Below are 12,475 nucleotides of genomic sequence, written 5' to 3'. Positions count from 1 at the left end.
GTTCCTAGAGAGTAAAAATTTCTTTCAACCTCCTAGATTAACAAAAAACACCCTTAAACTCTAGTATTGTCAGGTATTTTTTCGCAGATCTAGGATCTTTTGGGAGATAAACTATCGATAATGAGTGATTTTACGGGTTATTTCTTGCAATTGGGTAAAAACTACCAACATCTATTTCAAATAAAATCAACTTACTAAAACCATAAAATTCCATTTAAAAAACTTAAGATTTAATTTAACAATACTCAAGCTTTAAATTTAATAAAACTCAAGCTGCAAACTATTAGAGGTCTTAGCAGAAAATTAAATAATCCTAAAGCTTTCTGTAGGGAGTATGTGGTTGTCAGAGGTTATCTGAATATTACACTTTTTAACCTTAATATTCAATCACTTAAGAATAAAGGCTTGCAGTTTGCGTTGATGTTTTTAAATCCGAACCTATAACACTAATACAAGTTACTAAGCATATATCCATCCTATATGTGCTTACCATGAAAAGCGTTTTTTAGTCTATTCATATTCTATCTTCTTTTATCTATATCTATCCTAGTCTTTTAGCTTTCAGGATTCCTGAGAGCTAAAAGTTTTTCCAGCTTAGTTATGCTTTAACTTATAAGTGGATTTTCGGTAAAAAAATTCAGTTATAAGTTAAATCTTTTACTCATACTGATTAGCCAAATAGTCAGTAACTGTAAATGAGCCAGATTTACAGCGAGTCAAGACTAACTTGGAAAGTTTTTACAACTTTCTCTCTTTTTTATCGACCTAAACATAAATTGTTTAGATACCTTGTCCTTACTTAATAATTTATTTTAAAGCTCTTAAGAAGGCACAAAACTTATTCGTGTTTCATTTGTTAACTCTTAGCCCAGCTAAGAGTTTTTTTCTGTTTGTCTTATGCCAAAATCACACTTATTGCCTAAGACTAAGGGTCTAGAATTGCGCTCAAGCTACAACTTGCTATAATATAGTCCTGAAAATAAGCTCTTTGCGTTATAAAACCTATCACAACTTTAAGCATTAAACTTATTACTAAGCAAGATTACAACTAGAATTATTACTATATCTTCGCTTACTCTCGACCAAGGAAAACTAGTAAAACTAAGGAAACTACTCTATGACAAAAATTGACGTATATATTGATGGTGCAAGTCGCTATAATCCAGGTCCTGGTGGCTTTGGGATTTATGCTCTTGTCGACCAAGAACATATTACTTATAGTCGTGGGTACTTAGTTACAACTAATAACCGCATGGAGATTTCCGCTTTTCTCTTTGCCATGTTTTTCTTACATCAACGAGGTCGTAAAGAAGGTTGGTTTAAGCGTGGTGATACCATTACGTTCTATACAGACTCTAACTATCTTAAAGATTCAATGACTAAATGGATCGATGGTTGGGTTAAACGTAATTGGAAAGATGTAAAGAACCCAGATCTATTTAAACGTTGTTTAGTTTATCGTAAGTATTTTGACATTCGTTGGGAAAAAGTTGCAGCGCATCAAGGAATCGACGGGAATGAGATTGCTGATTCTTTAGCTACACAAGCAGCAGATTTACCAATTGAACATCGACGTCATGACTATGCTTACGAACGCGAAAATCAATTAGCCGATCATAAAACTCTACAACTTGCAGGACGTAGCTCGAGCAAAGGAGCTGCAAGCCGCGCTCGTGCTAATAGCACCAAAAGCGCAGCCGTAAAACAGTTTGTTGCGCAAACAGGAGCTAACAATCCAAGTTGCAGCCCTAGCCAAGCTAGAGCCACGAACCAGCAGGCTCACCAGAGCTACAAAAATCCGCAACAACGCCAAGCTGTAGATTCATTTGTTGAGCAAGTAAGTGAACAAAAAGTTGATAAAGAGCAAATAAAAGAAATGCTCGATAAACTTATCGATGATCTCTTTGCTAAAGGATAAGCCGTCAGTAGTACAGCTATCTCATTGCCTCTATTTCATTTTACTTTCTTACTAGATAGTATAGAGTACCTAGAAGTTAGGAATATAGAAGCTAGGAACATGAAGAAGCTAGAAAAGTAGGTAAAACCTACATTTATATGCTGTGCCTTAAGCTAAAACAAGTTATACTAGGTTATAGCGATATTTAGGTACAAACTGCTTTATCTCCTCTCTAATCTCGTACCTAATTTGTATCCCTCTTGCACTTGGATCAAAGATTTTCGTCGCTATACTAATAATTAAGTAGTTGCATATCCCAATATAAAAATTCTTCCTCTCTTGCAACTATTTACTGATTTATTTGTCTAAAATAGGTAGCTTGAGTAAACAATGCCTCAAGTACCTAAATTTTGTTATTAATGAGCAAGCAGATTAGCTTGCAGAGTTCCAGAGCTGACTCTAAAAATTATTGAGATTTTATATGTTACATGTAGATGTACTTTCAAGTTTAGAAGATAACTATATCTATGCTATTCGTCCTAATGCAGATACAGCTATTGTTGTAGATCCAGGCGAGTACAAAGTACTAAGAGCTTACTTACATGAGAAAAAAGTAAAACACGTGGATGTTTTATTAACTCACGCGCATTACGATCATGTAGATGGCTTACAAGGTTTATTTGTTGAGTTCCCTGATACGCAAGTATACGCACAAGCCCAAATTCTTGATGCGGTAAAACTCCCATCAGGTTGGACTATTCCTGCTGCAGCACGTAAAGCTTTAGCTGCTGAAGGAAAATTCACACTCCAAGGTTTAGAGTTTACTTCACTAGATACTCCAGGTCATGCTGATTACCACATGGTATATGCGATCGGTGATGCTATCTTTACAGGTGACTTAATCTTCTCAGTAGGCGTTGGTAAAGTTTTAAGCGGTAAAGGTGAAGACTATGTACGTTTATACAATAGTGTACAAAAAGTTAAAAGCTATGCCCTTGAACACAAAGCCGCAGGTCATGAACTATTAATGTTTGCTGGTCATGAATATACTTATAGCAACATGGCATTTGCTCGTTCATTAGGTGATGCTGCTTTAGAGCCACGCTTAACAGAATATGAACAAGACGTAAGAGCTCGTTTATCACAAGGTCAAGGTAATACACCAGTTGACTTCTATCAAGAGCTAACTTACAACCCATTCTTACGAACCATTAGCATTGGTGAATTCTCGCGCATGCGTGCTCTTAAAGATGAGTTTGCAAAACTTAACCAAGTAGCTAATGAACGTGCTGCTGAAATTCAAAAATTAGTAGCACAGGCTGACAAAGACTAAAATATATGCTATAATAAGCACAGAGATTAAGATCATTGTATGGCAAATCTAGCATATTATCGTTCTACTCTGTCTTAAACTCTTTGTCAAACATAATTTCTTATATACTCTGGGTTAGTGTTTTAAGATTTTCCAGTTCTAAATACAAAAATAAAAATGCCTTTTCGAGTACGCACTGACTCTAAGCATTTTTATTAATTCTATAATACTCCAGATAGTCTAGTATTTAGTTCCTATTGTTTGCTCCATTATTTTAGATTTAATTATAGTTCTAAGGTCTCTATAGTTGTATATTTAAAATAGTTCATTATTGTTCTCCTCTAGTTGATCGATTCCTCTTGTTTAGAGAGAACTTCTTTCTTAAAAGTCAAATAGTATGAACCTCAAGATTTTTCTTGAGGTTTTTTTATTACTCTAAATTAACCTGAAGCTTAAGCTATAGGGCTATTTGCCAGTAAAATTCCTCATCAGCAAGGATCAAATTTTCAGTATAATATTAAGCTCATTCAGAGCCCCAAGATCCCATAGTACTTCATTGTTACGGTCGAATGATGGATCTTACCTTAGCCTCTAGAAGATTAAATTGAGCTGTACTTTATTCCTCAATTGAGTTGTACTTAACTCTTAAATTGAGCTGTACAAATTCTTTAATTGAATAGTACTTAAATCAGCAATTGAGCTGTACCATATTATTCAATTGGACAGTACTTAATTACTCAATTAAACAGTACTTAATCACTCAATTAAACATTACTTAACTCTGCAATTTATTCGTCTTTTTAGTTTCTATTCTTAATTCTCACTTCCCAAACATGACAAAGTTATCTTCTTCAGTTACTAAAACTTCATTGCGCTTGTCTTTAGGAAAATTGTCTCTAAGCGCATTTTTAGCTTTAAGTTTAACTCTTAGTCCAATCGCCCAAGCAAGTGTTCCTGATAATCTGTTCACCCCACAAGCAGGAGCTAGTGCGAGCAATGCTAAAAACTGGCAAAGTTACTTACCAAGTGCGCAAATGGGCATCTATGCGGTTAACCTTGATACGCAAAAAGTGTTAATCTCTTACAATGCCTTCCAAAACATGCAACCAGCGTCGACGCAAAAAATCCTAACTGCTTACTTAGTTGCACGTAATCTACAAGCTACAGATACTTTTACGACCAAGGTCTACGCTCAAGCTGCAGGTAATGGTGCTTATGATGTAACTATTCAGTTTGCTGGAGATCCTACTTTTGGCGCAGGTAGTGTAAATAGCATTGCCAACCAACTAAAACAAGCAGGCATTACTAATATTCATCAATTAACTTACGATGTAAGTAAGTACTCTGGTCATGATCGTCCGCTTGGTTGGAACTGGGCTAATAACTCGATGTGTTTTAGTTCTGAAAACTCAGCAGCGCAATATAATCGCAACTGCTTAGTTGGTACGCTAAATACGAACAAACCTGTAGGTTCAATTGCTACGCTTGAACAAACAGACTCACGTGTGATTCGCGTAGAAGATCAAATTCGCATTGTTGCTCCATCTAATGCCGCTAACTGTGAACAAAACTACACTAATCCAAGCGACTTAGGCTTTACCTTACAAGGTTGTATCGCGCAATCAAAACAAGGTCTCTGGTTAAACTTTGCTGTACCTAATGGTAATGCTTATGCTACGCGTATGGTAGGCTTAGGTTTAAACAACAATGGTATTCGTATTAGTAATACTCGTCTGCAAAGCCAAGCAACTAGTCCGGCTGGTAATCTTGTAGCTCAAGTTAATAGTAGTGCTATGACCGATTTACTAAGCACTATGCTAAGTAAATCAGAAAACCATTACGCTGAACAACTATATCGTCATACGATTTATCAACTACGTAATACTCCTGTAAGCTATACTCTAGCTAAACGCGTAAATGCACAATTAATGCAAGGTTACTTTACTACTGGCACTGCAAGATTTAGCGGAGTGCAAGTCGACGGTTCTGGTCTAAGTTACTACAATACAATCAGCGCAGCTGATATGACACGTGTAATGGCAAGTATTTATTTACAAAGTCAAAACCCAAGTGCTTATGGTTTAAACTTTGACTTATATAGCTTATTCCCAAGCGAAAATGACGGAACGTTAAAATTACATAATAGTTTTGCTGGACATAGTCTACGCGGTAAAACCGGTAGTATCTATGGTGCAGAGAACTTTACTGGGATTCTAACTACTAAATCAGGTCAACGTATTGCCTTTACTTACTTTATCAATAACTCTACTGATAGTAGTGCGGCAACTAATCGTTTCACGGCTGATTTATTAAATTATCTCGATCAATAATTTACCTAAATTAACTATTCACTTACTTTTAGTAAGCCTATAGAATAAATACCCCTCGCCCCCTCTTTAAGCACTGCTTAAGTAGGGGGCGAGGGGCATTTTGTGCCGTAGAGTTCGGCTAATTTTGTCAAAGTAATTTTGAGCAGAGCATAAAAGTAATCACAATCAGTTCACAAAAAGTGGTCATGGATCACACTTTGCATAAACAAATTTGCGCAAAGATCTCTAATAGCTTATACTTTTAGCATATGGTTTTTTCTGCTAAAAACTTTAGTTGTCCCTACAAATAATGTTAGGTTATCTGCCAAGAGCAACTAAAGAAAATTAACAATAATTATCAGCAGCAAAAACGTAATCACTCAGCTACTACTTGGTAAACTTAGAGCTTGCCAAATAGTAATAATGTCTTTTCTTAAAATATCATCGATTGCACAGCCTAAGGCCAGAATCGATAAATTACTCTAATTTTAATACATGCAAAAAAACAAACTCTCACACTTTCGCCTCAGCCGTCTGTTTAGCAGCATGGCTATTGCCGCTAGCTTAAGTTTTGCTCCTGCTCTAGCCCAAGCTGAAGATGCTAATCTAACCTTAAGTACGATTACCGTTGTTGGACAAACCGCAACTTCAACTCCAGGAACTACCACCACTACTCCTAGCGCAAGTATTACCTTACGAGACTTTTTCCAAAACACGCCTGGTGTAGATTTCTTACAAGGTGGTTATGGCAAAATCGAAGCACTCTTTATTCGTGGCGTAGGTGGTCTGCAAGATGACTTTGGTGCTGGCGGTGGACGTGTGGCTCTTGATTTAGATGGCATTCCATTACCTACTTCATTTAAGTTCGGGCATGATCCAAGTTCGGGTATTAGCTACTTTGATACCGCTAACCTAGCTTCAGCACAAATTTCACGTGGTTCGACTTTTGATAGTGATTCAACTGGGGTAGCAGGACGCATTTCTTTACGTACACGCGGATCAGAAGATGTATTACTACCAGGTCGTAACTTTGGTGGACAAATTAAAGCTGGTTACGATCGTCGCTACAACTCTTGGTACTACAACTTAGCCGCGGCAACTAAATTTAGTCGCGGTGGAGTAATTATTAGCTTTACTAAACGTAAAAGCGAAAATGCGCAAATTACTGATCCAGATAAACAAGCTTTACTTGATCAGTTTACGGCTCGCGCTTATGACATCTACGCTAAAGCCTATGTTGATCTTACCGAAGACAACCGTATTAGCGTAAGCGTAAACCGCTTCCGTAATCCAGTAGCAACTCCTCAAATGGCAAATCCACGTAATCCACGTTCGGTTGAACACAACGAAGTGTATTCAAGTCGTTGGACTTTTGCTTTATCGGGTGAACACTACGGTAAGTTTTACATTGCCGATAAAATTGACTGGACTTTAGCCCGTCAAAGCACTTACCAAGACGTAAGTGTCTTCGTTAAAGATGTGTTACCTATTCCAGGCGTAGCTGTTGGTACTTACTACACCAGTACACATAGTGCAAGTTACTACACCACTACCGGTAAATACGCAAAAGTTAAGTTCACTAAAAACTTTAACACTGGTAGCCTAAAACATACTTTAGTTTATGGCCTAAATGCTAATACTGAAGAGTTTAATACGGTTAACCAAGATCAAATTGCGATCCGTGTGCCAGGCATGTCTAGCGATCAAAATAATACTAAACAGTACATCTCTCCTAAAAAACGTAATAACTTAGAAGTGTACTTATCTGATCGCATTGCTTTAACTAAGCAGCCGCTAACTTTCACTCCAAGTGTAAAATATGCGCGCTTACATAGTAAAACGCATAATGCCGACACTACGATCCTTTCTAAATCTCAAAATGGTAATGCAAGTTACTACTCTGAAGCAGTAGAAAAAATGCATGCTTGGAACTGGGGCTTAAAAACCGATTGGCAAATCAATCAACGTAATATTCTTTCTTTAAACTTAGTACAAGCAACCCGTTTACCAAGCTTTAGTGAGTTAAATCCTGGTACGTACTACCACTGGGAAACTATCCCAGCTTCTGATCTAAAACCTGAAGTATCACGTACTGCAGCTTTAGATTGGACGTTTAACGGAGACTGGTATAAACACATTGTAAGCTTAGCTGCTACACGTTATACGCACATGATCTACGTACAACCGGTAGGTGAGTGGTATGACTGGGGTGATGGTTATGTAGAATACCTTGAAGAGAAAGCACAGCTTTCAAACTATAAAGCACCAACGCAAGTATTTTCAATTGAATATACTGGACAGTTTGACTTTGGTAAGTTAACACCAGCATTAAACGGTTGGGGCTTAAACGTAGTCGTAGCATGGGCACGTGGTTACGATAAACAATTTAACGAACCATTAAATACTATTAGTCCTCTTTCAGGTAATGTTGCTTTAACCTATACGCAACAATACTTTAATACCTTTGCGCGTTTAAATTGGAGCGCTGCGAAGAAAACTAAAGATATCGGTTCATACGATCACGTATATGGCGGTACATCAAAACCTATCCCTGGTTGGGGTACTTTAGATATCGGTTATACGTTCACACCTAACAAGTACATTGAGTTATCAGCGATTATGTACAACGTATTTGATAAAGAGTATCAATTATGGTCAAACGTAGCAATGCGTAGCGGTACTAAACGTGATAACTACTGGGAAGCTGGACGTGGTTTAGCATTTAACTTAAGTGTTAAATTCTAAACTCAAAGCTAATTCAAGGCTTAAAGCTAAAGTAAATGCTTGAAGCTAAAGTAAAATACTTAAAGCTAAAGTAAATAATAATTACATTAAACTAATTGTCGTTACGTATTATTTGACATCGATTGATATCAAGTCGAATTATAGTAACGGTAGTGCACCTATCCTCTTATTAGCCAATAAGAGGATTTTTTTATATCCCGAAAACGGGAAAATCCCTGCTAGTAGTACTAACAGGGATTTTTATCTACATTGTTTATTTTCTTATAGCACAACTTAATGTGAGCGTACTTGCGTTATAAAAGAAATATTCTTCAAGCGCAAGCCAATTTACGTTTTCACCACAAATAGGGATAAGTTATTTGTGCCGTAAATCTCAAGAGGATCTACCTAGTTCATGCTAAGTTCAATCTCCAATTAAGCCATGAAACTTAATTTCTCTTGCCTGACTATAAGAGAGAAAATTCGGTTGGATAATTTGCACTGGAAATCCAGCCTTTCGAGCCAATTGCGATAGTACAAATTATTTTCTTGTAATGCTAAGCCTTGCTCATTGTACTTAAGGTGCTCATTCTGCTTATGGCAATTATTGCGCTCATTAAGCCGATGATATACATACTGCCTATGGCATTTACAAGTGTTTATAAGTCCTCAAATTAGGGTTTATCATTTATTCAATTACAAAAAGCTTAAAAGGGGAAGTAATTGAACGCTGACTTAGCACCTTTATTATCAAATAAGCTCTAAATTAAGTTCCTACAAATTTAGAGACGTGTAATTGCTCCGTTTTACACTCTTACCTGTAAGGCTCTAAGTTGATACTAGCAAAGGTTTAATAGCTTTTTTAACGACCTTCAGCTAAAGTTAATTGCATGAAAATCTCCTTGTACCGAGTTAAACACAAATTAAGAAATAGGGGGGGTCATATGTGCGGCATCTCTCCTTATTATTTAACTATTGATAAAAAACTTGTATAGCAAAAGTAAAGTTATTGGTCTAAGTTACACTCCTTTAAACTTAGGTCGCCAAAAAACTTATTTGAAGGAAAAGATTTATCTCTGTACTTGTAACCAAGAAAGAGCTAAATTAGGAAGTAACAACCGTTTAAATGCTGCTTGCTAGCCAGCAAGATTTGCATGCCCGCACTAGACAAAAGCGCACAATAAACCTGTAATTACTCGTGCTAATTTTAGAGATTTTAAAGTTTATTTTTATCTCTCTTGGAGTACATTTTTAGTTTAGCATAAATTTAAGAGTGTGGACAGCAAGTGGGGAACTTTTTACCTATACCATTGATAAACAGGAGATAAAAATTATTTTTCTCTTAGCAAAGAGCATTGCACTACAAAATGACTTTACATGGCCAGACATTAGCACTATAACTTCCAACTTAGTTATGTAAGATGTTAGAAATTACACTTATCTGGTAACGCTAATATGGTTGCTGTGAGTTGATTACGCTGCATAAGTTACAGTGAATAAGTTATGGCGAGCAAATTATAGTGCATAAGTAACGATATGTAACTGTTAGCAGGTAACTGATAGCAGATTAACGTTAATCTGTAGTTAACTGGTTACGATAATACTAGGCAAGGACGAGAAGATTTTCAACTCAAAGTTGAGAGTCTTTGAATATTTTTTCTTAGATCAAGAACGCTAAGTTGCTTATACTAGACTGGTAAAAACAATCAAGAAGGAACAACTCAATAGATAAGAAACAACTCTAACAAATTAAACAAGCAAAACAAGAGAACTTAATTATGACTTTTAACGCTCCTTTAAATACTTACATTGCTCCTACAGATGAAATCTATACCCAAATTCATGAAGTAGTAGCTAAAAATCAACCTCTAGTACAAGCATTAAATCAAGCAACAAGCCAAGAACAAATCCATACTCTCTTAGCACAAATTACCGGTAACCCAGTACCTGAATCCTTACATGTAAACTTACCTCTATTTACCGACTTTGGAGCTAATATCCATTTTGGTGAAGAGGTATTTATTAATACCAATGTAATTTTTACGGATCTAGGTGGGATTTATCTTGGTAATAAAGTGCTCATTGAACCAAGAGTAAACTTAATTACGGTTAACCATCACCCAGAACCAAGTAAACGTCGCGGCTTAATTCTTGCTCCGATTCATATTCATGACAATGCGTGGATTGGTGCTGGAGCGACTATTCTTCCTGGAGTAACCGTGGGTGAAAATGCAATCGTGGCTGCCGGAGCTCTGGTTACACGTGATGTACCAGCTAATTGCATAGTAGCAGGTGTACCAGCTAAAGTTATTAAATCCCTAACTCCAGAGCAAGAGACTTCTGATCTTGCTTAAGTTAGGACTTAGCAATTTGGTCATAGTCAGGTTGTCAAAAAAAAATGATGTGTTTGTCTGAAAACATAATGTGTAGATTTGAGTTCAAACTCAAAATTACCGTCTATTGACTTTTAGCCTGCAGGCAACAGACATGCAAAAAACTCAGAGGAAATCCTCTGAGTTTTTTGCATATCGAAAATAAATTTAGCAATTTAGGGCTAAATTATTTGTAATTGTTTAGGAATTATTTAGCTACTTGTTTTTGTAAGTATTGCACCATTAAAGATACTGGACGACCTGTAGCTAAGTGATGTTTACCTGATACCCAAGCAGTACCTGCGATATCTAAGTGAGCCCAGTCGTAATCTTTAGTAAAGTAGCTTAAGAATGCTGCCGCTGTAGATGCACCACCAAAACGACCACCAGCATTAGTTAGGTCTGCATGGTTACCACGCATATCTGCACGGAAGTCATCATCTAAAGGTAAGTGCCAGCCGCGGTCTTCTACATATTCACCTGCTGCTAGTAACTCTTTAGCAAACTCATCGTTGCTTGAGAATACACCAGTTAAACGAGAACCTAAAGCTACCATACAAGCACCAGTTAAAGTCGCAATATCAACTACTTTTAATGGGTTGTAACGACCGATGTAAGTTAATGCATCACATAATACTAAACGACCTTCAGCATCGGTATTATTAACTTCAACGGTAATGCCGCTCATTGATTTTAAGATGTCACCTGGACGGTAAGCTGTTGAAGAGATTAAGTTTTCACAGCCAGCAGCTACACCGATTACGTTTACAGGTAAGTCTAACTCTGCAACAGCTTTCATTAAACCTAAAACTGAAGCTGCACCACACATGTCGTACTTCATTTCTTCCATGCTTGCAGCAGGTTTAATTGAGTAACCACCTGTATCGAATGTCATCCCTTTACCTACGAACACAAAAGGACGTAGGTTTTGATCTGGCGCACCCATATATTTCACCACTGTCATATATGGACGGTTAACTGAACCTTTACCTACAGCAAGGTAACAGCCCATACCTAAAGCTTCCATTTGTGCTTCGTCTACAACTTCGGTCGTGATTTTATCGTAATCACGTGCAAGTTTTTCCCCTTGCGCAGCAAGGTAGAATGGCGTACAAACGTTAGCAGGTAAGTTACCTAAATCACGTGCTAATTTTACCCCTGCCGATACACAACGAGCATCGTTTAAACCTTGTTCAAACTCGGCCGTATATGCTGGTTCAACTGCAAAGTGATAAGATTTAACACCCGTACAACAAGAACAAGTGTCAGAGTGACCTTCTTCTGGTTTATCTAAAGTATAGAAACGTTTGAATTGGTAGCGTGCAAAGTTTAAAGCTTCAACGAATACGTAAGCTGTACGATAAATTGGACGCTCACCACTTAATAAACTTTCTGGTAAAAGTACAGTTAAAGCCGTCGCTTTAACAGCACTTAATGCTGTTACTAGCGAAGTTGCTGCACGTTTAAGAGTTTTTGCAGATAAATCTTCTAATTTACCTAAGCCAACAACGATTACACGTTTAAAGCCTTCTAAACCTAGTACATTGTAAAAATGACTAACTTGTCCAGCTTTACCTTTGAAATTATCTAAAACTAATAGCTCTGCCACAGCTTCAACTACTTGCGGAGATAATTGTGAGCTTTTTAAAAGTTCTCTTTTTTCATTGGTAAAAAGAACTAAAGTGTCTTCTTTACCATGAAATAAGCTTTCTACAACATTGAAAAGCATGGGTAAATTCCTTGATTGTTAATGATTGTTAAAAGTATATATTATTTTACAGATACTTATCATTATATACTTTTTTTCCTAGTTGACTAGCTTAATTCAGACTTTTTGGTCGAAAAAATTAATCCCTAGAAG

6 protein-coding genes are annotated in these 12,475 nt (G+C 36.8%); 5 read left to right on the top strand and 1 reads right to left on the bottom strand.

Going from position 1 to position 12,475, the window contains the following annotated elements; translation table 11 throughout:
* Positions 1 to 1,117: 1,117 nt before the first annotated feature.
* From CKF58_RS02780 to CKF58_RS02760, 5 genes are all read left to right on the top strand, one after another.
* Positions 1,118 to 1,918: a ribonuclease HI gene (locus CKF58_RS02780; RefSeq protein WP_119530702.1), complete on the top strand. Its 801-nt coding sequence runs from the start codon at positions 1,118 to 1,120 to the stop codon at positions 1,916 to 1,918.
* A gap of 460 nt (positions 1,919 to 2,378) precedes the next feature.
* Positions 2,379 to 3,230, top strand: a complete 852-nt coding sequence (locus tag CKF58_RS02775; protein ID WP_119530698.1) for an MBL fold metallo-hydrolase — start codon at positions 2,379 to 2,381, stop codon at positions 3,228 to 3,230.
* Between the two features lie 812 nt (positions 3,231 to 4,042).
* A complete protein-coding gene (gene dacB, locus CKF58_RS02770) occupies positions 4,043 to 5,539 on the top strand; it encodes a D-alanyl-D-alanine carboxypeptidase/D-alanyl-D-alanine endopeptidase (RefSeq protein WP_119530695.1) in 1,497 nt (498 codons plus the stop codon).
* Between the two features lie 474 nt (positions 5,540 to 6,013).
* On the top strand, positions 6,014 to 8,263 hold the full coding sequence (locus tag CKF58_RS02765) for a TonB-dependent receptor plug domain-containing protein (protein WP_119530692.1): 2,250 nt from the start codon (positions 6,014 to 6,016) through the stop codon (positions 8,261 to 8,263).
* A gap of 1,757 nt (positions 8,264 to 10,020) precedes the next feature.
* Positions 10,021 to 10,596: a sugar O-acetyltransferase gene (locus tag CKF58_RS02760; RefSeq protein ID WP_119530689.1), complete on the top strand. Its 576-nt coding sequence runs from the start codon at positions 10,021 to 10,023 to the stop codon at positions 10,594 to 10,596.
* A 226-nt stretch (positions 10,597 to 10,822) separates the two neighbouring features.
* Here the strand turns inward: CKF58_RS02760 and CKF58_RS02755 are convergent, their stop codons facing one another.
* Positions 10,823 to 12,343, bottom strand: coding sequence for a leucyl aminopeptidase (locus CKF58_RS02755; RefSeq protein WP_119530686.1), 1,521 nt, complete (start codon positions 12,341 to 12,343; stop codon positions 10,823 to 10,825).
* Positions 12,344 to 12,475 lie beyond the last annotated feature (132 nt).

Origin of the sequence: Psittacicella hinzii (genome assembly GCF_003585935.1) — a bacterium.
Lineage (GTDB): Bacteria > Pseudomonadota > Gammaproteobacteria > Enterobacterales > Psittacicellaceae > Psittacicella > Psittacicella hinzii.
The sequence above is the reverse complement of the archived record's forward strand: the minus strand, read 5'-3'. Positions and strand labels throughout refer to the sequence as shown.

Bases quoted from the DNA above. Each gene is read 5' to 3' on its own strand.
- CKF58_RS02780 (WP_119530702.1), top strand. From the start codon at position 1,118: ATGACAAAAATTGACGTATATATTGATGGTGCAAGTCGCTATAATCCA.
- CKF58_RS02775 (WP_119530698.1), top strand. From the start codon at position 2,379: ATGTTACATGTAGATGTACTTTCAAGTTTAGAAGATAACTATATCTAT.
- dacB (WP_119530695.1), top strand. From the start codon at position 4,043: ATGACAAAGTTATCTTCTTCAGTTACTAAAACTTCATTGCGCTTGTCT.
- CKF58_RS02765 (WP_119530692.1), top strand. From the start codon at position 6,014: ATGCAAAAAAACAAACTCTCACACTTTCGCCTCAGCCGTCTGTTTAGC.
- CKF58_RS02760 (WP_119530689.1), top strand. From the start codon at position 10,021: ATGACTTTTAACGCTCCTTTAAATACTTACATTGCTCCTACAGATGAA.
- CKF58_RS02755 (WP_119530686.1), bottom strand. From the start codon at position 12,343: ATGCTTTTCAATGTTGTAGAAAGCTTATTTCATGGTAAAGAAGACACT.